Consider the following 25,649-nt stretch of genomic DNA (forward strand, 5'->3'; position numbering starts at 1 on the left):
TAGTCAACTAATAGAAAATAACAATTTTAAAATTGCAAAATTCGATACTCATACGGCTTTACTTCAAGCATTCCACGATGTACAGACTGATTCGTTATCACATCAACTGCAGCATCAGGTAGTGTAACTGTACCGCCTTCTCCATTCATATTGACAATTACCCAGATTCTTTTGCCGTTACCCTCCCTTGGGGCAACAATTGTCCCTTTGGATACATCTGTCATAAGATCAACATTCGCTTCTTTTGCATAATGAACAAATAACTTTTGTAATAACTTCTCTCCAGCTTCCTCCATTGGCAATGAGCCTAGCATAACAATTTTTCCTTTACCTCTAACACATTCTGTAATAAAAGCCTTTCCAGCGGCGATGCCTGATTCTACTTCACCGATTGTTTTTGCTTCAAGCGGCTGAAATACCGTGGACCATAATCCGAGTGGGGCCGAAGTTGCAAAAGCTTTGCCGTTCGAACCCGTTCCGTCCATTGGAAAAGTAAATAATGATTCAACACCGGCTATTTCATCTAATAGACCGAGTGCAGCATCCGTATGAATTGTATGATGCTCCGTTCTTCCTCCAGTTAATGGTCCAATTATCCAAATGCCGCCGTTTTCCACAAACTCTTGGGCACGTTCAATATATTCCTTCGATAAATAATGAATAAAAGGAGTAAACAATACTTTATATCCTGTTAATTCAGCACCCTCTGGAATGAGGTCGCGATGAATCCCTGTTTCTAGCAACTGCCGATAATATTCATTCACAAGTGCTTTATATTGTAATCCTTCATGTGGTTCTGTTTTCATAAATACTTTTGCACGATCCGAATACGTTAATGCCACATCTGCTTGACTTGCAGTTGATTCGAGCATGATCGGTTCGATTGCTTTTCTTGCTTTTTCCACTTCTAACACATTTTTATAGCCGACCGTCGGTTTTCCCCATGCACTAAGTACAGATCCATGTGGTAGCTCACATCCGGTTCTTTGCTGGCGCCATAACCAATAACAAAATCCTTCACCGCCTAGTGCATAGGCAGCTACCGCCTCCGCCCGTAAATAGCCATCCTGATGCGGAGAAGCATAGCTTGCTAATGAAGCAGCATGTGACGGACTCGTTTCCATTACCCAAAATGGTCTATCCTTTTTCAAATTTCGCCATATGTCACAGTTAAATAAATACGCATGGGCATTTTCCTGTGTTGCATACGTATCAAATGAAGCAAAATCCAATGATTCGAATAATCTTTCATTATCTACGGAAAACATCGTAGTACTATTATGGGTAATCGGAGCATGTGAATATTTCCGAATAATCACCGCTTGCTCATCGGCAAACTCAGCAATTTTATCCATGGAAAAAAGCTGATACATCGTTTTTAATGAGGCATTATGTAAAAATGGTGCTGGGTCTGGCTGGGGAACTTGATCAAAGGACTGATAAAGCTGACTCCAAATTTGTGTCCCCCAAGCCTCGTTCAGCGCATCAATCGTTCCATAGCGTTGTTCAAGCCATTCATGCCATAATTGATTGCACGTATCACACATGCATTCAGCTACATGACACTTAAACTCATTATCTAGTTGCCATCCAATCACTCCTGGGAGCTTTCCAACGGATTTAGCAATTTGCTCGGTAATGATGGCTGCTCTTTCCCTAAAATAACGATTGTTTGTACATATATGTTGTCTAGACCCGTGAACCATTATTTGATTATGGCCATCACGATACATTCTCTCAGGGTGTTGATGTGACATCCAAATCGGCGGCGTCGGTGTCGGGGTACACATCACCGTTTCAATTCCATGTTCGTAAAGTTTATTGATAACGCTCTCAAAAAAGTGAAGATCAATTTTTCCTTCTTCAGGCTCCATTTTCGCCCAGGCAAATTCCCCTATTCTTACAACATTTATACCCGTTTCCTTCATCATTCTTATATCTTCTTCAATTATTGCCTTATCCCATAATTCTGGGTAATATGCCGCTCCATGATATAGCTTTTTGCTCATAGGGAAACCTCCTCATATAAAAAGGTCGCTAGCTGAGGAATCGATTCTTTGATTCCTTCAATGACTAACGCCGCAACTTGCAAAGCACCCGTTTCACAAAAATGAGTATTGTCTTCAATTCCTTCTGGATAATTCGGATGCTCTCCACGTTCAAACATAGTAAATAATGACCTGGAGCCTTCGGCACCAAGCGACTCGTATAACCGTTTCGTTTTTTCCAATAGGTCGATGCATGGAACATCCATTTCACATGCGATTTCTCGCGTTGCTTGCGGATAATCTCCTAGCGTATGCACGAGCCTCCCTAGTTCATCAAATTTTCTTCGATTTACTGAGGTGAGTAAGATTGGAATCGCTCCTTTCGCCCGTGCCTCATTAATATATGTTGCTAGGTTTTGTTTATAAGTCGTAGCCGCCTCTGTTCCTCTTGGTTTCTGGTCATTATGACCGAATTGGATGAATAAATAATCGCCCGCTTGGATGAACTCTAAAATAGTTTGAAGTCTGCCTTCAGCGATAAACGTGTTTGTGCTAGCGCCATTTTTCGCATAATTATGAACGCTGACATTTTCATAAAAAAAAGCTTGAAACATCTGTCCCCATCCTGCCATTGGTGCTCGATCAGCTACATATGTAGCGGCTGTTGAATCACCCGCAATAAAAATAGAGACATTTCCGCTAGTACTCATTAGCTAAACACTCCTAAACGAGGATAATCGGTACATTTTGATCCACCATTGCCTCATAATGGTTACGCTCAATATTTGTATCAGAGATAATCGTATCGATCTCATGTAATTTTGCAATATGCATAAACGTTTGAAGGCCAAATTTACTTGAATCCACAAGCAGAATGGTTGTTGTTGCAATATCGATCATTTTCTTTTTGACGAGCGCTTGCCATTCATTTGAATCGCTTAAGCCTTTTTCTGCATCAACACCTTTGCACGATATAAAAGCTTTATCGACATGGTACGCTTCAAGTGAACGCTCTGCCAATGGTCCGCCAAAGGAAAGCGATTTGGCAAGCAGCATACCGCCTGTTGAAATGACCTTTACTTGGTCTTTTACACTCAATTCAGTAGCTACTTTCATCGAATTCGTCAATACCGTTAAGGGCATATTCGGTAATTCTCGTGCCATATACCAAGCCGTCGTACTTGCATCAAGAACGATTTGGTCACCCATTTCAATATATTTCACTGCTTCGAGCGCAATCCGTTTCTTTTCCTGCGCATTCATAATTTCTCTTTCCGTATATGGAAGCTCTTGTTGATCTTTAACGATGCTTACTGCACCGCCATGACTTCGCCGTAGTTGCTGGGCCTTCTCTAACTTTTCAAGATCTCTTCGAATCGTCTCTTCCGTTACAGAAAAGGCCTTACTTAACTCAGAAACCCTTATGCTTGATCTTTCATTTACTAATTCCACTATCTTTCTATGTCTTTCTGCCGCAAGCATCTTTTTCACACCTTTTGGGGCATGGTTGTCCAAGCCCTAATTTCGTTTTAATAATTCTTCTTGTTCGTACGTTCGAATCTGTTCTAACCAATTTTCCCTTACAGGTACCCCTTGTTGCTCACAATAATAATCCCAAATTGCTCCAAATGGGTATGTTTTAAATTCTTCTATCAAAGCAAGTCTTTCCGTAAATTTACTTTCATCTTGTAATTTTTTCATATAATCATTTGGTGTTAATAGAGCATATAGTAATGCTTTAATCATATTTCTTGTCCCAATTGTCCATGCCGCAACCCGATTGATGCTCGCATCAAAGAAATCAAGTCCGATCATCACTTTATCAAGCGCATCATTGCGAACAATTTCTAGGGCAATTTCACGAAGTTCGTCATCGAGGGCGACAACATGGTCACTATCCCAACGAACAGGTCGCGATACGTGTAAGGCAAGCTTATCACTATATAATAGCATGGACGAAATCTTATTTGAAACCGTTTCGGTTGGATGGAAATGTCCTGTATCTAGTAAGCATAGTTTATTATTTTTTAGAGCATATCCATAATAAAATTCATGTGAACCAACGACGAATGATTCTGAACCAATGCCAAATAATTTGCTTTCAATCGCATCAATATGATAATTCTCATCAACATCTACTGCAAAAATTTGATCAAGTGATTCTTTCAATCTTTTTCGCGGTGTCAGGCGATCGCTCGGCATATCTTTAAATCCATCAGGAATCCAAATATTCGTAAGACAAGGAGTATTTAGCTCCTTTCCAAAATATTCGCCGATCTTTCTGCTTGCAATACAATGATTCACCCAAAACTCGCGGATTTCTGGATTCGGATGGGAAAGCGTTAATCCATCCTCAGCCTTCGGATGAGAAAACAATGTCGGGTTAAAATCAAGCCCAAGTCCATGTTCCTTCGCCCACTTCACCCAATGTTCAAAATGCTTTGGTTCAAGTTTATCCCTTTCGACTACTTCTCCATTCGTCTCAGCATAAATTGCATGTAAATTGATGCGATGTTGTCCAGGAATTAATGACAATGCCTTTTCAAGATCTTGGCGGAGCTCTTCTGGATTCCTTGCCTTACCAGGATAATTTCCTGTTACATCAATCCCGCCGGAAAGCTCGCTTGCATTCACTTCAAAGCCAGTGATATCATCGCCTTGCCAACAATGAATAGAAATCGGCACTCGTTTAAGCGTTTCCAATACTTCGTCTACATTAATCCCCCATTTTTCATATACTTGCTTTGCATACTGATAGCTTTCTTGTATATTCACTTCATATCTCGTCCTTCCATTGAAATATATGTTTGAATTGCAAAGGATCGCCGGATCATTTGTCTAGCTTCGAGAAGATTGTTCACCTTTTTAAGCGCCATCAATTGAAGAGATAGATTACCAATGGCAGTCGCTTCGATCGGTCCGGCATACACTTCTTTTTGGGTTACGTTCGCGATTAACTGATTTAAATATTCGTTTTGACTTCCGCCACCAATCACATTGATCTTAGAAAATCTTCTCCCTGTGATTGCTTCAATTTCTTCAACCGCTTGTTTATAGCTTTCAGCTAAGCTCATAAAAACGGTTCGAGCAACTTCCCCTGGGGTTATCGGAATCGCCTGTTTCGTTTCACGGCATTCATTCCTTATTTCTTCGATCATATGATGGGGTAGTAAATAGCGATCATCATTCACGTTCACAATCGATGTAAAATGGCTCGCTTCCTTCGCCATTTGAACAAGCTCACTGAATGAGTATTTTTTTTGGTAATTTCTCCTTACTTCTTGGATCATCCATAGCCCCATAATATTTTTTAAAAAGCGATACGTCCCTTCCACTCCACCTTCGTTCGTAAAATTACTCACATACGAATTTTGCTTTGTTATGGGAAATTGATTTTCCACACCAATTAATGACCAAGTTCCTGAGCTAATATAGATCGTATCTTCCTCTTCCGGAACAGCAGCGACCGCTGAGCCTGTGTCATGGGTTGCAGGAAGAATGACTTCTAGATCGAAGCCAAACTCTTCTTGCAATTCTGGTCGTAATTGCCCTAAAATCGATTTTGGACTTTTGATTTCCTGAAACATTTCAACGTTAATTCCAAGGTTTTTTAATAATGATTGATCCCAGTTTTGCTCGTCTGCCTTCATTAACTGCGTCGTTGTCGCATTCGTATATTCATTCGCTTTTTTTCCAGTCAGCAAAAAGTTTAAATAATCCGGAATCATTAAAAACGTCTTTGCTCTTTTAAGCAGTTCAGGGTGATTTTTTTTTAACGAATACAATTGAAAAATCGTATTAAATTTTTGAAACTGAATGCCTGTTCTTTCATATAATTCTTTTTTACCGATCAGCTGAAATACTTCTTCCATCATGCCATCCGTTCTGCGATCACGATAGGCAACCGCATCTGTTAAAAGCTCGTCATTTTCATCGAGTAATACAAAATCTACTGCCCATGTGTCAATGCCAATGCTGGCGGGACTCATGCCAGCTTGCTTGCTTTTATGAATCCCTTGTTTGATTTCGTTAAATAAATGCTCGATATCCCAGCAAAGTTGTTTATCTTTCTGAATAAGTCGGTTTTCAAACCGATGTAATTCTTGAATTGTTATTTTTCCATTTTGTACTTCACCGGCGAGGACTCTTCCACTTGAAGCGCCAATATCAACCGCTAAATAATGCTCGGTCAATCGTAACACCTACCTTTATCTAGTAAATGCCGCAGGGACACCACCGTCAACAGTGATCATGCACCCAGTTGTTTTTTCTGCTTTGGAAGAGGCAAAGAAAGCAATTGCTTCCGCAATATCATTCGGGAAAATATTTACGAGCAATGTTGTTCTTTTACGATAATGTTCATCTAATTGTTCTGGCTTAATCCCATATGCGGCTGCTCTTTCCTCTTTCCAGCTCGATCCCCAAATTGCTGATCCTTGTAATACCGCATCCGGAAGGACAGAATTCACACGAATACCGTATTCTCCACCTTCTGCGGCAATACATCTTGCTAAATGGGTTTCAAGCGCCTTCACTGAACTATATGCTGCTGCATTTTTTCCAGCGTAAATCGAGTTTTTCGATCCGACAAAAATCATATTTCCTCCGACGCCTTGCGCTTTCATTTGTTTAAATGCTTCTCGGGCTACGAGGAAATAGCCTGTTCCAAGTACATTCATATTCAAATTCCATTCATTCAAAGAAGTTTCATCAAACGGACTTGATGTAGCTAAGCCAGCATTATTAACGATAATATCAACGCCTCCATATTGAAGAGCTGCTTTTTCAAATGCTGCTTGTACCTCGTCTTCTTTCGTCACGTCCATTTTCACTGCAAACGCTCGATTCGCACCGTATGTTTCATTAATCTCCGCTGCCGTTTTCTCTGCACCTTCAATATTTAAATCAGCGACAATGACGTGTGCGCCTTCAGATACGAGGCGACGGCATGTTTCACTGCCAATTCCACCCGCTCCACCTGTTACAAACGCAATCTTGCGAGAAAATTCCGCTTCCGCAGGTGCCAGCGTCAATTTGTATAGCTCAAGTGGCCAATACTCAACATTGTACGATTCATTTTCACTTAAGCTAACAAATTCACCTAATGCAGTTGAACCTTTCATCACAGCGATCGCCCGATGGTATAAAGCACCGCTTACTTTTGAATTATTAAAATCTTTTCCTGTATTAATCATGCCGATTCCTGGAATTAAAATCACTCGTGGTGCCGCTTCAAACATTTTATCTCCTTCATGTTTATTGCGATCGAAATAGGCTTCATATTCTTGTTTAAAGCTGGCAACGCCTGCTTTAATTTTTTCAATCAGTGCTTCCACGTCATTTGTTGCTGGATCCCAATCAATATAAAGCGGTACTCGTTTTGTATGGACGAGATGATCCGGACAGGCCGCTCCAATTTGCGATAAACTTGGCGCATTTTCACTATTCACAAACTCCAATACATCTTCACCACGATCAAATGTGATGATCATCTTCTTTTGATCGCTTACACTCCCGCGAATAACAGGCATCACTTTTGCTAAAATCTCCTCAGCCTCTTCTGTTTTCAACGATTCATATTTTTGACCACCGAAGGAAACCGTCGCATCTATTTTTTTAGCAATATATTGTTCTGCTTCATTAATAATCTCAATTGTTTTATGATAGCTTTCTTCGGAAGTGTCTCCCCATGTAACAAGTCCATGCTTTTCCATTAGAACAAGTTCTGCATTCGGATTATTTTTCACTCCTTCTGCGATCATTTTCGATAATGTAAAGCCTGGACGTACATATGGAACCCAAACAAAGCGATTGCCAAACAGCTCCTCTGCAATTTGCTTTCCATTATCAGCGCAGCAAATGCGAATGATCGCATCTGGATGTGTATGATCAACATGTTTATATGGTAAAAACGCATGAAGAAGCGTTTCAATCGATGCCCTTGGATGTTTACTATCAATCATACAATGTCCTAAATAAGCAACCATTTCTTCGTCGCTCATCTCATCACGCTCTATCAATGGCCGAATGTCGTCTAAATTTAGCCCAGTAAAGTTATGCGCTTTCATAGTTGCTAAATCTGAACCACTCCCTTTCACCCACATGACTTCAACCTCTCTGCCGCGAAAATCCTTTTCCGTCGTTTTCATTGATGTATTTCCGCCACCCCAGTTACAAACCGTTCGATCCGTACCTAGCAAATTTGATCGATACACCAATTGTTCGACTCCCATCGGTAGCGTAGATGCTTTTTCTGAATCCCATAAGTTTTGAACCATTGAAATTCCTCCTAATTTTATTTATGTTTGTTTTTCTTTGTTTATCTTTAATTTAATCATACAACACTTCTGTTTATTTTTGAATAGATATTTTCAAAAAAATCACAAATAAAAAAATACTGCCACCTATCCAACGGATAAATAGCAGTATTATTTGTTCATTCTCTATCTAATAAATCTTCCCTAATTGGGGTAAACACATCCAAAATCGCAGAAGCTTCAAGGGCTGTTACCGAATGTTTCGCATTGCTAGGAATAAAAATACTATCGCCTTTTTTAAGAATCGTTTCCACTCCATCGATATAAAAGGCCATTTTCCCTAATAAACAATAAGACATTTGTTCATGAACATGTGAATGCTCATAGCCCTGTGCATTTTTCTCAAAATGAACTTCCATCATCATTAATTCATTTCCGGCATTGATAATATTTCGTTTTACTCCAGGCTCGGCATTTTCCCATTGTCCAATTTTCCCCATTGTCAATCACCCTTATTTAGTCGGATTTTACGCGTCCTCGTTAACGAGTTCCAAGCGCTGTTCATTTTTTACCGCTTTATTTTCTACTCTTGCAAAAACTTGTAGTGCGATCCACATAATCATGTATGCAAGTAAACATAAGCTAAAGAACGGAATTAAACCTGGAAGAAGGCTTAACCCAGTGTATAGGAGCATCGCGCCAATGATCATCATAAATGTAAAGAGAGGATATGATAGACCAAAGACCGCTGCATACTTAAAGTATGTTTTCAAGCTGCCATTAAAATGAACGTAGACTGGAAAAATGTAAAGCAAAACAACGAGATAAACAAAACTAATAGCAATAATCGCATAGCGAACAACTGTATACAATATACCGGCGGTTGGTAAATATGCCAAGTCTACATATAAAATAAAGCCAACTAAAGCTAAAAGGAAACCAAGGAGATTCGCCTTAAGAAATTCCTTTTTATATACGTTCCAAAACGTTTGGAATATTGGAACGTCTGTTTCTCCCATTACCCATTTTCGATTGATCGAATAAAGGGCAACCGTTGCCGGTGCGATTCCAAAAACCCCAAGCCCAAGAACAGTAAATAAAAACCATAGGACATTTGCGTAAGCAATCCGTGAAATAAATTCACAGCTGCGAAAAAATAGTCCATCAAATCCTCCAAATTTCATACGATCGAACCTCCTTGGCAAAGCTTATTGCTGAATAATGTTTTTTTGTTCTGCGTTTAATAATTCCTCAATCTTAATCGGGCGGTTTTCTTTTGCGGACTTCCAAACACCTTCACCAACGGCGATCGTGTATGCACCCGCTTCTGCCCCTGCTAAAATTTCATAATTCCGACGAGGATCCACACCTAAGAAGATGTCATTAAGTAAGATCGGGTCCCCTCCACCATGCCCTCCTGGTGTTTGCACGACATGAATGATTTCTTTCGAACCAAATAATGGATAATAATCAATCGTCTGTTCAGGTACTTCAAACGGCACACGGCTTGGCGCATGCCATTCCTGTGTTTCAATTCTTCCTTTTGTTCCATTAATTGCTAAGCGATAGCCCTCGTATGGAACCGAAAAATTAATAGAATAGCTTAATAATGCACCTTTATTATATTTAACAGTAGCTGTATACGTATCTTCTATATTAATCTCTGAATCAAAGATGCACTGATCAGGACGATAGCCTGTGTATTGCTTATCATTCATTTCATCCATTTTAATATGATCATCTTTTACCGCTGACTGAAGTGTCCGTGGATTCCATCTCATATAATAATCACAATCATTTTGTACATGGCATGTTCCACAATAACGATTATCTGTTGACGGATCCGGATTTAATTCCCCGTCTGGTCCATAATAATTTAATGCACCATAAGAAAAAACTTCCTCTGGATATTGATCAATCCACCAATTGACTAAATCAAAATGGTGAGTGGATTTATGGATGGACAGCCCTCCGGAAAATTCCCGCTGGCGATTCCAACGCTTAAAATAACTAGCTCCATGATATGTGTCAATATACCAGTTCAGGTCGACAGATGTAACGCGTCCGATTTTCCCTTCTAAAACCATCTCTTTAATTTTACGATGGTATGGGCTATACCGGTAATTAAATGCGACTGTTACTTTTCCTTTACTCTTCTTCTCTGCTTCGAGAACTTTCACGGCATCTTTAGATGTTGTAACCATCGGTTTTTCCGTGATGACGTCAATATCTTTGGCAAGAGCCTTTAATATATAGTCGATATGCGTGTCATCCCTACTTACAACGATGATCGCATCTGGCTTTGTTTCCTGAATCATTTGTTCAAATTGGCCGTCTTTATAGCTATTGGCAGCAGCAAGCTCTGGAAATCGCTCCTTACAAATATCAATTCGACGCAAATCGCTATCCAATAGACCTACAATTTGATTCCTCTCAGAAAACTCTGTTACAAGTGGTTGGATGAACATACTCATTGCGCGGTTACTAACCCCGCATATCGCAAATGTTTTCATCATTTATTCTCCCCCAACAAGCTTTTCCATTTCCATACAGGCCATGATAAACGCACCTGCTCCGTGCAAATCGTTTTCACTGCGCTCACGTGTAATGTAATAATCATATACTCCGATCGATGTACCGATCACAATATCTTTAAGCGTAATGTCACCTGATTCAGACTCTTCCACTTTATGCTCGATGATTCCGTTAAATCCATGTTCTGCATACTTCGCAAATTCTTTGCCGACATAGTTCTTTGACACTGCTTTGGCAATGACGTAAACGAATAAGCTCGATGCAGAAGTTTCAAGCCAATTATCTTCACGGTCAATTTTATCGATAATTTGATACCATAATCCGGTTTCTTTATCTTGGTATTTTACTAGATTCGTCACATAGTCTTGAATAAATGTAATCCAATCTGCTTTTTGTGGATGATCTTCAGGCAATAGATCAATCATATCAATGACAGCAAGCCCGTACCAACCAAGCGCACGTCCCCAAATCTCCGGAGCTTTTCCATTCGGTAATGACCACGGTTGTACAGCTTTCTCATCCCAACCATGGTGATAAAGTCCATTTTCCTCATTGACAGTATGTTTTCTCATTAATTTTTCTTGGTGGATGACCATATCAATCAACTCTGGTTCATTAAAATCATTAGCATAATGCAAAGCAAATGGTCCACCCATGTATAAACCATCTAGCCACATTTGGTAAGGATATTTATCCTTATGCCAAAATCCGCCTTCACTTGTAAGATTAAGCGTATTAAATAAGTCGCGTAGTTTTTCAGCCGCAATTTGGTATTTCTTTTCCCCTGTTGCTTTGTAAAGAGGGAATAATAATAATCCTGCTTGAATTGAATCAAGCTCATCTCTAGCAAAAAGGAAATTGCCATTTTCATCAATGAGATGATCAACATACGCTTTGTAATAATCAAAGTATTTTTGATCATTCGTTTCGTTATAAACTAAATCCATCCCACATAAAAAAACACCTTGATGATAATGCCAACGGCTAGCAGGAGGTAATTCCGGTGCTGTAAATCTTCCCATTAATGTATCACATGTTTTTTGAGCCCAATATAAAGGTGTTTTCGTTTCAGTTTGATTCGTCAAAGTCATGTACATCCTTTCGAAAGAAAATAATTTTTTCACTGAAAGCGTTACCAGTAGTTCTTCTTTAATTTATTACATTTATTACATAAAATCTATAATCATCTTTACCTACTTGTCGCTTTTACTCGAAATCAATGAAATTACACAGATAAACTAATGAATTGAACACGATGTTATATAATGATTATGATGATATGATTGTTATTGCTAATCATTCCATATATAATTAAATACGACTTTTGTTAATTTTAATATGCGATTAGCTTTCACATGAACAATTTGGGGGGTAAAATGAAAATACAAAAATCAACAAGTTTCTTTTACAAAATTATTACTTTTGTTAGCGTTTTAAGTATTGTACCCGTTGTCATTATAGGCATTTTTTCTTTTATTACATCTTCCGACGTCATTGAAAAAAATGTCGCTAACGAAAAACAACATAGCATCTATCAAATCCAAACGAATATCGAACAAATCTTAAAAACGGTGGATCACTCTCTCACTCATTTTTCTACCTCCTACCATATTAAGGAAGCTCTTCGTGAGCCTTTAGTTACAGAGCAATTCCAACTATATAATCAATTGAGGGAGGAAATGGGGCATCTCCAAACATTCGATACGAGAGTTGGGGACGTTGTTCTTATTAGCTATCCAAATAAGTGGCTCGTTAATAATTATGGGTTGCAGCGATTAGCCGATGAGCAATTAGCCGATATTCAAAACACCTATTCGGTATTAGCGACAAAATCGACATGGATGCTTGAAGAACGAGAACAACCGTTTTATAAAAAGGTGAGTGGAAATTCTTGTCCTTATCACATTACCCTTGTAAAGCAAATTCCTTTAACGAGCTCTAATAAGACGGGGATGGCATTAGCCAATATACCAACATGTTCTTTTTCAGAATTATTACAGCATAATAATGATGCAGAGACGATTGTTATTTTAGATAGTGATGGAACGGTAATCGCTCACTCGGATAAGAGTAATGTGGGCAAAACATTTGCTTATGAAAATATTGTCCCATTATTAGAAACGACAGAATCAGAGCACGGACAATTCGATTCTGTGTTGGATCAAATTGATTATAAAATCACATATCGGAAATCAATTTATAATAATTGGACTTACTTATCCCTTGTAAAGCTAAGTGATTTAAGCAAGCAATCACATTCAATCGGTTGGTTTACCTTTTTTGTTTGTTTTATCATCGCCGCTATGTCCTTGCTTGTCGCCTTAATCGGCTCAAAACGAATTTATCGCCCTGTTCAGCGTTTACAGGACGTTCTTTTACGTTCGACTATCCCGAAGGCGAATACGAAAGCAAAGAATGAATTTGATATGATTGAAACCCAAGTCCAACAAATGTTGCAAAAAAATGTTCATTTAGAAGAAACGCTTCAAGGACAAATCGGTCAATTAAGACAATTCTTTATGCTCCGATTATTAGATGGAAAGTTAAATGAGGAGGAGCTCCCGGGAAAATTAAAATATTTCGATTATGACCAAGACTTCCGTCGCCTTAGTCTTCTCGCTTTGCAAATTGATTCTCCTGAGGATGCCGGTTTTGCGAGAAAAGAAGAAGACGTCTTATTATTTGTCATTAATAATTTAATCGAAGAATTGATCCCGAGCTCACATCGGATGACGCCAATTGTAAAAAATAATATACAAGTGACAATCTTATATAGTAGACATGAAACAAAAGAACATCACATTTATTATTTAAACAATATTGCTGAAACGATCCAGCAAAAAGTAAGAGAAGATTTAAATATTTCAGTGAGCATTGGAATAAGTGAACCATTTAATAGCGTAAGTAAAGCTCCACTTGCATTTATGGAAAGCCTTGAAGCATTAAAGTATACGTTAAAATACGGAAAAGAATCGATTATTTTCTTTGAAAGTTTAGAAAGAGCACAAGCTTTCCACATTTATTTCCCGAAGCAAATTGAAAATGAACTTTTCGATGCGATTAAATTAGGAGAAATAGAACAAGTTGACAATTTACTCGATCAATTGCTTGATGCGATCTTCGAAAAGGATTTAAATCATTTGCAATATCAAATTTCACTCGTTCGTTTCTTAAATGACTTAATTGAACTTATGCAAACATTAGGGATTGATGTGTTAGAGCTAGAAGATAATAAGTCAATGTTCGAAGCAATATATGAGCTAAAATCATTAAGTGAAGTAAGAAACTGGTTTGCGGATATGATTATTTATCCGCTTATGACTAAAATCGAAAAAAGATCAGAATCTCAGTATAAAAATATATCCGATAATATTATTCATATAATTCAAGAGGAATTTGAAACCGACCTTACACTCGAATCAATTGCAGCACGATTACATTATAATCCAAATTATTTAAGCAGCATTTTCCGCAAAGAGATGAATATTTCATTCAGTGAATATTTATCGATGTATCGATTAAATATGGCGAAAAAATGGTTGTTGGAAACTGACATGTCTGTGAAAGAAATTTCCGAAAAGCTTAATTATAAAAATCCACAAAATTTTATCCGGTCATTCCGTAAAAGTGAGGGAACAACTCCTGGAAAGTACCGTGAATCGAAAAAAGCATTTTAATAGAGGAGATTTTGATATGCTGAATTTTGTAGTTGCTCAAAATGGAAAAGGTGATTTCACAACGATTCAAGCTGCTGTGGACGCCGTTCCTGTTCATCCACGTGAAGAAGTAAAAATTTACGTGAAAGCTGGCATTTATGAAGAAACAATTTTCATCCCCGACAATAAGCCGGGGATTCGTATCGTCGGGGAAGACAATGAACGAACGCATATCGTTTATGGCAATTATGCAAAAATGAAGGATTTAAATGGGTGTGAGATTGGGACATTTCAAACAGCTGTCGTCTATGTCCATGCTGATGATTTTATTATGGAAAATATTACAATCGAAAATCACGCAGGATTCGGTGAGGAAATTGGACAAGCCGTTGCCCTTTATATTTCTGGTGACCGCTGTGTATTTAATCATGTCCGCTTATTAGGAAACCAAGATACCCTCTATTCTTCAAAAGGGCGTCATTATTTTCTTGATAGTTATATCGAAGGTCATGTAGATTTTATTTTCGGTGCAGGCACTGCAGTTTTTGATAATTGTACGATTCATAGTTTACGCAGCGGATATATTACCGCTGCCTCTACCCCAAAGGAACAAGAATTCGGCTTTGTCTTTATTAATTGCCGATTAACCGGCAATCACGAGGCTGACACTGTCTTTTTAGGTCGCCCATGGCGTCCTTTCTCCCATACGGTTTTTATCAAAACATGGATGGGTGAACATATAAAGCGCAGCGGCTGGGACAATTGGCGTGATGAAACCAATGAAACGACTGCCCGTTATTCTGAGCACCAAAGCATTGGTCCTGGGGCACGTTTAAATGAACGTGTACAGTGGTCGAAGCAGCTATCAGATGAAGAAGCCCGAACATACTGTTTGAAGCATATTTTTCATGGAGCCGATGTGTGGTTGCCAAACTTCTAATCTATTAATGGAGGATTAAGATCAAATGCAATTATGGGAAAATGAAACGCCATATGCAAAAGGAAATTCAGCGGAAGATCGTCCATATCTCGTTCCATATATCGTAAATACAAACGAAAGTCATGCAGCGGTTATTATTTGTCCCGGTGGCGGCTACCAACGCCGCGCTGATCACGAAGGTGAGCCGATTGCCAAATGGCTAAATCGCCTTGGTATATCTGCTTTTGTTCTTCATTATCGAGTTGCTCCATATCAACATCCTGTCCCTTTGCTTGATGTGCAACGCGCGATTCGCCTTGTACGCCATCGTGCACATGAATGGAAGATTGATCAGGGGAAAATCGGAGTACTCGGTTTTTCAGCCGGAGGACATTTAGCCTCAACGGCCGCAACATTATTTGAGTTGCAAGCTGATGAAAGCGTAGATGAAATCGATCAAATCAGCTGCCGCCCAGACTTAGCCATCCTCTGCTATCCAGTCATCTCCTTTGAACAATATGTTCATGAAGGATCGATGAATAGGCTGCTTGGAGAAGAGCCTGAACAATCACTTAAAGAGCTTTTATCAAGTGAAAAAAATGTTTCGGCAAACACTCCCCCTGTTTTTCTTTGGCATACAGCCGATGATGCGGCAGTTCCAGTTGGGAATGCATTAATATTTGCTGAAGCGTTAAGTAAACAGCAAATTCCATATGAATTACATATTTATCAAAATGGACGGCATGGACTTGGTTTAGCAGAAGAAGAGCCTGACGTCGCAGCATGGATACAAACATGTGAAATTTGGCTAAGAAAACAAAGTTTTATACAAAAAACGCTTTAATAGTGAAAGATGGGATTGAAGAAGTCCTGTTAATACGTGGGCCATTCATGCTTCTGGGGGGGCGCTTTCCGCTCTAATTAACTGTGCTTGCTAATAATTAATATTCAAAAACTAGAACAAAAAGATATAATGCCCTAATCATTTTTTAAGAGCATTATATCTTTTTTTATAATAATATTGAATAGTTGGTATTATGGATCAAAAGCAAAAATAAAGCGTCGATGTTGATTCCAGTGAAAGGCGAAAGACCCCAGCAGGAAAAACGAAGAACGGGACCCCTTAAGTGCGCTCAGCACTGAGGAGGCTCCCGTTCCGCTTGCGGACAAAAATCAACACTTATATTCGAATAGATTTAAAGGAGCAAGAATGTTATACTGCTATTTTTGAAAAACAATTGTTTTTCCATCATCTCCAGAGAATTTAAAGGCGATTTTTGTATGAGAAAACAATTTCTCGTTCAATTAAGACCTACATATTCAAAGTAATCAAAATCAGCATAGTTTTCACTTGTACTTCCATTACTTGTCGCATACATGCCGATATATGTACCGACAAATCCTCCTGCTACTTCTGTGCTTAAAATTCTTCCATCTGCATGTTCATAGACGATCTGCCATTCCTCCGCATGGTCCGCAAAATAGAAATTATAGCTTTGTCCATATGCTTCCACTTTGTAATATACTTGTTCTCCCTCATAAGGGATCGATGAAAGCACCTCTTCTATTCCATCCACCCTCTTCACTAATTGAATGTTTGCTTCCACATATTCCAAGCGGTATTGAAAATTTTGATTTTGTAGTAATACGAGACCTGCCGCCTCGTCCTTATTTTCCGGACGAAAATCCATTTTTGTTCTTACTGAAAAATCGATATGCTGTTGCCTTCTGCCAATAAAGCTCGGATTTACCACATCAGTAATTGTCTCTCGTTTCGCATATAAGCGCAAATATCCCGGGCGTTCGGTAAGTGACCAAAACTCACCACGTGGAGTACGAATGAAATTCCATTGAAATCCAAGTGTTTCCGAATCAAAATGATCACATACAGGCTCAGATGGCCATCTTTTTTTCTCCAAATTAGGGCGAATGCCTTCCATTTCGACGATCCCTTTTCCTGGATTAACAACTGGCCAACCGTTTTCCCAAACAAACGGCACTAAAAATGATTCTCTACCTAAGTTGCAGAAATCGCCGCCATATGGACGTGAACCTAAACAGACCATCCACCACTCCCCATTTTGGGTCTCAACGATATCTGCATGGCCGATATTGACAATTGGATAATTTCCGCCCAAATGACGATGAGTTAAAATCGGATTTGTTTTCGCTCCTTCATACGGACCAGTAATCGATTCGCTTCGGGCAATCGTGACGGAATGCGTAAAGCCCGTGCCACCTTCAGCAATGATTAAATAGTACATGCCATTCACTTTATATAAATGAGGTGCTTCTTGTGCATGAATATACTTCAAAGCCCCATCCCATAAGCTATACTTTTCTCCAACAAGCTGCTTCGTCTCCAAATCAAGCTCCTGCATCCATATTTCCATATGCTTTGGATATTGTTGTCCGCTTGGTGGTCGCCGATTTGCCGTCACATATACTTTTCCATCATCATCAAAGAATAATGATGAATCGATTCCAGGACAATCGTCCAACCAATATGGGTCAGACCATGGCCCTTCAGGATTTTCAGCTGTTACAAAAAAATTTCTTCTTGCTCCAGTAACGCTTTCAACAAAGGTTGTAATCATATAAAATAAACCATTATAATAACGAATCGTCGCTGCATAAATCCCTTTTGAATTCGGTGTACCATCTAAGTTTAACTGACTCGGTCGATCCAACACATGTCCAATTTGTCGCCAATGAACAAGATCCTTACTATGAAAAATTGGGACGCCAGGAAAATATTCAAAGGTCGAAGTGATTAAATAGTAGTCCTCTCCAACACGACAAATCGATGGATCTGCATAACAGCCTGAAATAATTGGATTTTTAAACGTTGGCATTTTATTCTCCTCCTGCTTCATCAATATGAAAATATTGAAAGTCAGCATAGCTCGAATAAGTATTGTTCTTTTTACTTAAACAGAAAATACCGACTTGAGCTCCAATCCATTTTCCTACCGTTGCAGTAAATTGATGACCGATTCGATGGAACTCTCCTTCATCAACACGATAACTGAATGTGCAGTTAGCGCCCACATCTACTTCCAAGCGCAAAAACAAACGACTCCCATTTATTTGTACAATCACTTCTTCTCTTTCATCTTCTTCATGAGTACCAGTTACAAAAATAATTTCATGACTATCATTCGCTTTTTTAATTGCGATTCCAGCATAGTCTAATCCAAGAACGACAAGTCCACTGCGATCCTCATCCGATTGGAAGTGAACATTCACTTCGGTTGTCACAGAAAAACGTTCCGCAGGAAACTTTTGCGTAAGCACATTTGGTGTATCGTAAATCTTATCCACGCCTTCTGCTTGAGTAATGCTATATAAGCGAAGACAATCACCATTTAATGAATACCATTCTTTTTTCCAATTCGCCCGCCATTGCCATTGAAGACCTAAATCCCTTTTCGTAAAATCATCACTCATTGCTGGAACAACGATTGGTAACGAAGCTCCAATATCCGGCTTTTTCCATACACTTACAGGTTCTCCAATCCCATTTTCATCTTGATTATGTCCCATGACAGGCCAATCATTTTCCCAATGCATCGGTTGCATATGGACGATCCTGCCGTACGCCCCTTTATCTTGGAAATGAAGAAACCACGATTCCCCAGATTCCATTTCAACCCAGCCGCCTTGATGTGGACCATTGATGTCTGTATTGCCTTGTTGTAAAACAATTTTGTCTTCATATGGCCCATATATATTTTTGGAACGCAAAATCGTTTGCCAACCTGTCGCTACTCCACCTGCGGGAGCAAATATATAATAATATCCATTTCTTTTATACATTTTTGGTCCTTCAATCGTTTCATGATCGAGATTCCCATCAAAAACATGAACACCTTCATCGAGTAATTCAGTACCATCCGCTTTCATTTTACTTATATGTAAAATGCTTTTAAATCCAATTCTACTTTTTGCAAAAGCGCTTACTAAATATGCTTGGCCATCATCATCCCAAAACGGACATGTATCAATCCAGCCTTTTGTTTTCTTTACTGCATGCAAAGGAGTCCATTCACTTGCAGGATCTTTTGCAGTACTCATGAAAATTCCTTCATCAGGCGTCGCAAAAAACACCCAAAACTTTCCGTCATGATATCTAATACTTGGTGCCCACACACCTTCTCCATGCCTTGGCAAATCAAAGTGGGAAAATGGTAATTCCTGTACAATATGATTAATAATTTGCCAATTTACAAGGTCCTTTGAATGTAAAACAGGCAAACACGGAGACATATTAAAACTTGATGAGACCATATAAAAGTCTTCACCAACACGAATGACATCAGGATCTGAATAATCCGCATGCAAGATTGGATTTTGATACATACCATTACCTAAGTCAGCCGTCCAAACACTTGATTCAATTATTTTCCGTTCCATGGTTTCCCCTCCAATAATATGCACATGCAAAACGATCTACATTAAGCTTTTTCTCACTCTAGTTCCTCTTCTCCCTGACTTTAAAAGAGTGAATTAGTAGTTTAAGTTCAAACTATATAATGATTATAGTAAAAACTAACATACGAATCTTGCTCTTTTTCACCCTCTTTTCACAAAAACTTTGCTTATTTTGACCTATTCAACTTTACAATTATATTAATGAAGCATTAGTTTGCTGTTTTTCGATATTTTAATGGGGATGTATGGGTATTTTCCTTAAAGACTTTATTGAAATGGGCAATTTGAGTAAAGCCAACTAAACTTGCGATATCAATAATCTTAAGATTCGTTTCACGCAGAAGCTTTTGTGCTTCTTTGATCCTCACAAGTTGAATATATTTGCTTATATTAAAGCCTGTAACTCTTTTAAACGTTCTACTAAGATAGCTAGGACTAATATAAAACTCATTGGCGATACGATTAAGTGAAAGATTTTTACAGAGATTTTTATTAATATATGAGGCAATGTCCAACATTTTTTGATCAACAATATTCGTTATTTTATCTTTAACATCGGTATTATTCTTCGTATATCTAAATATACTTATTAAAAGCATGAAAAGTAACGACTTTATATATAACTCATATTTCTCTTTTTTCAGTTCACACTCGTTCAGCATTTCATTTAAGAGTCGCTCCACAACCATTTGTTCTTTCACAGTAAAATGAATTTTATTAGGTAGCTCTTCTAGATCATTCAAATCAAAATTTTCTCCGCTAATCTGGTTTTCGATAAACTTCATGTTAAAATGAATAACGATTCTTTCAGCATCCATTTCTTTAATACTAGATGTTTTATGCACATCATAAGGGTGAATAATCACTATGTCACCTTTTCCTGCGCGAAATAATTGATCATTGACAAAGAAAAGTTTTTCTCCACTTAGTAGATAATATAGTTCAAAGCTATTATGAAAATGGGTTTGTCTCATTTCCGTATAGCTTTTTTCATTTACATATCTAATTCTAAAGATTTCATTTTGTAAATCATAACTTTTAATTGTAAGATCATCCATAGGGCTACTCCTTTAATATCCCATTTAAAATGTATAAACTTTCCTTTTTGCTAAGAAAAGCGCAAGCGCCTGTTTAGCGACGTACTTCCTTTCACGATTCTGACGAGATCTATGGATCAACGGCTATAACCGAATGGAGGAGGCTAAATTCGCGACGTCCTGTGGCAACGCCGTTTCGTGCAGGCCTAAACAAGCCGATGTTGACTTATCGTACAGCTAGTCGCTGGGCGCCTTAGCTAGACAGAGAAATCTGATTTTTGAAATGAAAACGATAAAAATTTTATACTTTCTTTACTTTTCAAAAAAACGGGCATAGCGCCCGTTTTTTTTTGAGAACGGCTAAAGACTTATTAGTTAAGTTGTTCTAAAAGCCATTTATATGATTTTTCCCCATTAATTTCATGACCACCGTCAAAAAAATGTGAAATTACTTCTTTTTCTGCATTAAAAGCATGATAAATTTCTTCAATTTTTTCTAATGCCTGTTTAACCGAATGATCTGGAAATAGATGATCTTGAATACCAGCTTCTACAAAAAGTGGTCTTGGTGCTATCAAACCAATCAATTCAGGCATTTCAGCATATTGTAAAATGCCAGGTATATAATTATCTAGGCAATGTCTCCTCGCCATAATGCTTTCTTTAAATGTACTTGTATAGCCTGAAACAACCACTGCTTTAATCCGTTCATCAAGGACGGAGGTAAATGCTGCAACAAGTCCTCCTCCCGAAATTCCCATACAACCGATCTTTTCCATATCCACATCGTTTCGAGTAGCTAAATAATCAAGTGCACGACTACATTCAAAGATTCGTAAACTAGCTATTGTTTTTCCAAATAGTAAAAGTTGGCTTGCGATTGAATAACAAGAGTTATCCTCCACTTTTTCTGGTGTATATCCCGGGGTATAGCGTCTCTCGCCAAAACCTATTAACTCTGGTGCAACGACGATCAAACCTTTTTTAACCAGTTCTATCGCAAAATCTTTATGATAGCCCGGATCATCCTCACGTTCTGTTCCATCCGGATTAATTCCGACAATGTCTTTGTTTCCATACCCATGCCCATGCAAAGCAAGGACAGCTGGAGATGGCTGTCCTTGTTTTTTGTTAGGTATTAATACATACATTTGCATTCGCAGGTTGGGCAAAGTTGTAATTTCAATACTATATCTTGTATAATCATTCTTTTTCGTTTCTTCTAGAACTTTCGCTTGTAATGGTTCCTCGCTAGAGAAATGTCCTAAAGAATCGCGAAATTGATCAATCAAGTTCTCTTTCCAGTGCGTATCATAGGTTGTCGAATGCTTTTTAATTGTTTCTTCATACAAATTGTTAATGAAGGAATGTTTTGCCCACATTTACGATACCCCCGAATGATTTTATTTAATTAGTTGTTCTTTACAATTTCATTTTCTTTTGCATATGAATCTGCTAATTGTTTTGCTTGACGTCCTGCAATGTACACATTTTCCACTTGATTTAGCTCAACGACCGGTGTTCCCTCATGAACTTGTTTCATCGATAGATGGCTAATTTCTACATCGTTGGATTGCTCAACGATCAATGCCGGACCTTGGCGAGTTTCCACTCGGACGCGATCCAAGACTAATCCTTCAACATATTTGCCGTAAATACCAGCCCCTGCCATAACCAATTCTTCACGAACCATGTCGGGCTCTCCGCCAACCTCGGCAGGATCTGTCGTCATTTCAAGTGTAATATTGCTCAATGAAATATCGGATACTGGCATTTCTGGGAGGCCGTAAATAAACCCAGCTGCTGCGCGACAGTTTTTAGCTGTAATATTACGTAATTGGATATGGTCAACAACAGGAGTTTTTTCCGTTACTGGAATGGCTTCCTGAAGATTAACTGTTGGATCATTCTCATTTACACCGTGACGATAAAAAGAGTTAATGGCGATTGGGCAGAGCACATCTTCCATATAAATATTATTAACTAGAACGTTCTTTACGTACCCGCCACGTTCACGATTTGTTTTTATCCGAATTCCTCTATCCGTCCCAATAAATACACAGTTAGAAACAGTAATATTTTTCATGCCGCCTGACATTTCGCTTCCAAGTACAAAGCCACCGTGGCCGTGGAGCATCGTACAGTTTGTAACAGTCACATTTTCCGTTGGCTTGCCGACTCTTCTTCCATCTTCGTTAATACCAGACTTTAAGACGAGGCAATCATCACCGACATCAAAATGAGTATTGGACACTCTTACATTTGAACATGAATCGATATCAAGTCCATCTCCATTCGGCGTATCTGACGGATTGATGATCGAAACATTATTCACCGTTACATGGTTACAGTAAACGAGATGTGTATTCCAAAAGGGTGAATTTTGTAATGTAACGCCGTCAATTGTCACATGTTCGCAATCGATTAATTGCAATAGTGCTGGTCGGAGAAATTGCGAATCCCATTCAACAAGATTCGTTTCAATCGGTTCCATATATTCTGCGTTTAATCGGGCAATTTCTTTCGTCGTTTCAGATGTATATGCCTTACTATTCAATCTTAATTGTGCATTTACATCCCACCAAGCTTTTCCTTGTCCATCAAACGTCCCTTCCCCTTTAATAGCAACATTTTTCAAATTGTTACCATAAATAAGTGGAGAATATCCATAACATTCATATCCCGACCATCTTGTTTTTACTGGTTGATAAGCATCAAAATCGTCCGTAAACTTGATAAGTGCCCCAGCGTCTAAATAAAGCGTAATATTGCTCATTAATTCAATTGGTCCGGTAAAGTACGTACCCGCGGGAATAAATACTGTTCCACCGCCATTTTTAGCACATTCATTAATCGCTTCAGCAAAAACAGCTGTATTATCAGTAACTCCGTCTGCTTTTGCTCCAAAGAGAGTAATATCATACTTATACATGTTCTTCCCTCCAACTATTCATTATTCTTTCAACGATCCTAGTAATGCACCTTTTGTAAAATGCTTTTGCAAGAATGGATACACTAACAATACAGGGATCGTTGCGACAACGATAACGGCCATTTTTACCGTAATTTCTGGTGGCGGTATATCCGTAAACTCTGCACTATCATAGTTCATACCGCTCGCAAGCACGACGATTTGCCGAAGCAATACTTGTACAGGCCATTTCGCTGAATCGTTAATATATAAAATCGCATGCATATACGTGTTCCAGTATGTGACCGCATAAAACAGGGAGATCGTTGCGATCGCTGGCATTGAACATGGGATCACAATTCGGAATAGAACCCCAAAATCATTACAGCCATCAATTTTCGCCGATTCAACTAATCCTTCTGGAAGCCCTTGGAAGAAGCTCCGTAAAATGATCATGTTAAAGACGTTGATTGAAACGGGAATGACGAGCGATGCAAGCGAGTCAAGCAAGCCCGTTTGTTTAACGACTAAGAACGTCGGGATCATCCCACCGTTAAAGAGCATTGTAAAAATTACGAAGAACATAATTTGTTTACGTCCGACTAAATCTCTGCGTGACAATCCATATGCCGTAAGCGTTGATAGGAACATACTCCATAACGTTCCTAATAACGTGACACCGATTGATACTAACAATGCTTTAAAAATCGTATCCGTTGAGAAAATATATTTATAAGCCGCTAAGCTAAACTCTGTTGGAAACAGTACAAATCGTTTTTGTGCAAGCTCGGCACTTGTTGTAAATGAACTCGCAACAACGTGAATAAATGGCAGCACTGTCACGAGTGCAATAATGACAAGTAAGAACGTGTTCGTATAATTAAACAGACGGCTGCCTAGTGATTTATCTTCAACCATCAATTTCCCTCCTATTTAAGTAGTACAGGCCCTTGATTAGCTTCTCAAAGATCCAATAAATATTAAAATGAGCTTTGAGAAAAGCGCCGGCACTACACCATTAATAGATTCCTTCTTCGCCGACCTTCTTCGCTAGTCTATTAGCACCCATGACGAGAATCAATCCGACTAATCCTTTGAACAAGCCGATCGCTGTACTGTAACTGTATTGCCCTTGCTTTAAGCCTGTCACATATACGTACGTATCAAAGATTTCTCCAACCTCACGATTCGATGCGTTCAATAATAAGTAAACGTGTTCAAAACCAAGCTCTAGCACATCACCGATTTTTAAGATTAAGAGAATAATGATCACACTTTTGATCGCTGGCAATGTTATATGCCAAATTTGTTGGAAGCGATTCGCTCCATCCATCCGAGCTGCTTCGTACATCGAAGGGTCAACCGCCGCAATGGCAGCCAAGAAAATGATCGTTCCCCATCCAGCTTCACGCCAAATGATTTGTGTAATGTACATCGGTCTAAACCAATTTTCATTTAAAAGGAAGTTGATTTTTTGGAAGCCAAACATTTCTAACAACCCATTCACAAGTCCGCCGTCCATCGTAAGCAACACATAACTGATCGATACGATAATAACCCAGCTCATGAAATGCGGGATGTAAATTAATGTTTGTACGGTACGCTTAAAAGCATGGACACGTACTTCGTTTAACATCAACGCCAAGATAATCGGAATCGGGAAGTAAATGAATAAGTTTAACCCGAATAAAATGAGTGTGTTTTTAAAGATCATCCAGAAGGTTGGTTCAGAAAAAAGACGAATAAAATGTTCAAAACCAACCCAATCACTGCCGCTAATCCCTTTATATGGTTTATAATCTTGGAAGGCAATAATCAGACCATACATCGGAACATATTTATAAATAAAGAAATAAAGTAGACCTGGTGTGATCATTAAATACAGCAATTTGTTTTTCTTAATTCGACGCAT

The 25,649-nt window shown here is 38.7% G+C and carries 20 protein-coding genes; 3 read left to right on the plus strand and 17 right to left on the minus strand.

Translation table 11 applies throughout. The annotated features are described in order from the left end of the window. Positions 1 to 26: 26 nt before the first annotated feature. The 10 genes from KHA95_RS07125 to KHA95_RS07170 all read right to left on the minus strand — a co-directional run bounded on the left by KHA95_RS07125 (position 27) and on the right by KHA95_RS07170 (position 11,865). On the minus strand, positions 27 to 2,009 hold the full coding sequence (locus KHA95_RS07125; RefSeq protein ID WP_213136784.1) for a beta-galactosidase: 1,983 nt from the start codon (positions 2,007 to 2,009) through the stop codon (positions 27 to 29). After that, entirely contained in the window at positions 2,006 to 2,698 is a 693-nt protein-coding gene (locus KHA95_RS07130; protein WP_213136785.1) for a rhamnogalacturonan acetylesterase, read from the minus strand. Before KHA95_RS07130 ends, KHA95_RS07125 begins: the two co-directional genes overlap by 4 nt. Positions 2,699 to 2,711: 13 nt before the next feature. Next, positions 2,712 to 3,470 (minus strand): DeoR/GlpR family DNA-binding transcription regulator, encoded by a 759-nt coding sequence (locus tag KHA95_RS07135; protein ID WP_213136786.1) that lies wholly within the window; start codon positions 3,468 to 3,470, stop codon positions 2,712 to 2,714. Positions 3,471 to 3,506: 36 nt separating this feature from the next. Beyond that, positions 3,507 to 4,763: an L-rhamnose isomerase gene (gene rhaA, locus KHA95_RS07140; RefSeq protein WP_213136787.1), complete on the minus strand. Its 1,257-nt coding sequence runs from the start codon at positions 4,761 to 4,763 to the stop codon at positions 3,507 to 3,509. Next, positions 4,760 to 6,181, minus strand: a complete 1,422-nt coding sequence (gene rhaB, locus KHA95_RS07145) for a rhamnulokinase (protein ID WP_213136788.1) — start codon at positions 6,179 to 6,181, stop codon at positions 4,760 to 4,762. Before rhaB ends, rhaA begins: the two co-directional genes overlap by 4 nt. 15 nt (positions 6,182 to 6,196) lie before the next feature. Beyond that, the gene (locus KHA95_RS07150; RefSeq protein ID WP_213136789.1) at positions 6,197 to 8,266 is read right to left on the minus strand and encodes a bifunctional aldolase/short-chain dehydrogenase; all 2,070 of its coding nucleotides are present in this window, start codon (positions 8,264 to 8,266) and stop codon (positions 6,197 to 6,199) included. 158 nt (positions 8,267 to 8,424) lie between these two features. Then, on the minus strand, positions 8,425 to 8,745 hold the full coding sequence (locus KHA95_RS07155) for a cupin domain-containing protein (protein WP_213136790.1): 321 nt from the start codon (positions 8,743 to 8,745) through the stop codon (positions 8,425 to 8,427). A 27-nt stretch (positions 8,746 to 8,772) separates the two neighbouring features. Further along, positions 8,773 to 9,429: a YesL family protein gene (locus tag KHA95_RS07160; RefSeq protein ID WP_213136791.1), complete on the minus strand. Its 657-nt coding sequence runs from the start codon at positions 9,427 to 9,429 to the stop codon at positions 8,773 to 8,775. Positions 9,430 to 9,453: 24 nt separating this feature from the next. Beyond that, on the minus strand, positions 9,454 to 10,758 hold the full coding sequence (locus tag KHA95_RS07165; protein WP_213136938.1) for a Gfo/Idh/MocA family protein: 1,305 nt from the start codon (positions 10,756 to 10,758) through the stop codon (positions 9,454 to 9,456). A gap of 3 nt (positions 10,759 to 10,761) precedes the next feature. Further along, the gene (locus KHA95_RS07170; protein WP_481748415.1) at positions 10,762 to 11,865 is read right to left on the minus strand and encodes a glycoside hydrolase family 88/105 protein; all 1,104 of its coding nucleotides are present in this window, start codon (positions 11,863 to 11,865) and stop codon (positions 10,762 to 10,764) included. 291 nt (positions 11,866 to 12,156) lie between these two features. Here KHA95_RS07170 and KHA95_RS07175 point away from each other — a divergent pair, with 291 nt between their 5' ends. Genes KHA95_RS07175 through KHA95_RS07185 form a run of 3 tightly spaced genes read left to right on the plus strand, consistent with a single transcriptional unit; the run spans position 12,157 to position 16,199 of the window. After that, positions 12,157 to 14,457 carry a helix-turn-helix domain-containing protein gene (locus tag KHA95_RS07175; protein ID WP_213136793.1) on the plus strand — a complete coding sequence of 767 codons (2,301 nt, stop codon included), beginning with the start codon at positions 12,157 to 12,159 and terminating at the stop codon, positions 14,455 to 14,457. A gap of 16 nt (positions 14,458 to 14,473) precedes the next feature. Continuing rightward, entirely contained in the window at positions 14,474 to 15,376 is a 903-nt protein-coding gene (locus tag KHA95_RS07180) for a pectinesterase family protein (protein WP_213136794.1), read from the plus strand. Between the two features lie 25 nt (positions 15,377 to 15,401). Further along, positions 15,402 to 16,199 carry an alpha/beta hydrolase gene (locus KHA95_RS07185; RefSeq protein WP_213136795.1) on the plus strand — a complete coding sequence of 266 codons (798 nt, stop codon included), beginning with the start codon at positions 15,402 to 15,404 and terminating at the stop codon, positions 16,197 to 16,199. A 457-nt stretch (positions 16,200 to 16,656) separates the two neighbouring features. Here KHA95_RS07185 and KHA95_RS07190 read toward each other — a convergent pair whose 3' ends face one another. The 7 genes from KHA95_RS07190 to KHA95_RS07220 form a co-directional block, all read right to left on the minus strand. Beyond that, positions 16,657 to 18,210, minus strand: coding sequence for a glycoside hydrolase family 43 protein (locus KHA95_RS07190; RefSeq protein ID WP_213136796.1), 1,554 nt, complete (start codon positions 18,208 to 18,210; stop codon positions 16,657 to 16,659). A gap of 1 nt (position 18,211) precedes the next feature. Continuing rightward, entirely contained in the window at positions 18,212 to 19,771 is a 1,560-nt protein-coding gene (locus KHA95_RS07195) for a glycoside hydrolase family 43 protein (protein WP_213136797.1), read from the minus strand. Between the two features lie 227 nt (positions 19,772 to 19,998). Next, the gene (locus KHA95_RS07200; RefSeq protein WP_213136798.1) at positions 19,999 to 20,847 is read right to left on the minus strand and encodes an AraC family transcriptional regulator; all 849 of its coding nucleotides are present in this window, start codon (positions 20,845 to 20,847) and stop codon (positions 19,999 to 20,001) included. A 350-nt stretch (positions 20,848 to 21,197) separates the two neighbouring features. Then, positions 21,198 to 22,208, minus strand: coding sequence for a dienelactone hydrolase family protein (locus KHA95_RS07205; RefSeq protein WP_213136799.1), 1,011 nt, complete (start codon positions 22,206 to 22,208; stop codon positions 21,198 to 21,200). A 29-nt stretch (positions 22,209 to 22,237) separates the two neighbouring features. Then, positions 22,238 to 23,758 carry a glycoside hydrolase family 28 protein gene (locus KHA95_RS07210; RefSeq protein WP_213136800.1) on the minus strand — a complete coding sequence of 507 codons (1,521 nt, stop codon included), beginning with the start codon at positions 23,756 to 23,758 and terminating at the stop codon, positions 22,238 to 22,240. Positions 23,759 to 23,779: 21 nt separating this feature from the next. Continuing rightward, complete coding sequence (locus KHA95_RS07215) at positions 23,780 to 24,655, minus strand: carbohydrate ABC transporter permease (protein ID WP_213136801.1); 876 nt, start codon at positions 24,653 to 24,655, stop codon at positions 23,780 to 23,782. Between the two features lie 100 nt (positions 24,656 to 24,755). After that, positions 24,756 to 25,649 carry an ABC transporter permease gene (locus KHA95_RS07220; RefSeq protein ID WP_213136802.1) on the minus strand — a complete coding sequence of 298 codons (894 nt, stop codon included), beginning with the start codon at positions 25,647 to 25,649 and terminating at the stop codon, positions 24,756 to 24,758.

Origin of the sequence: Bacillus sp. FJAT-50079, from assembly GCF_018343515.1 — a bacterium.
Classification (GTDB): Bacteria; Bacillota; Bacilli; order Bacillales; family Bacillaceae_C; genus Lederbergia.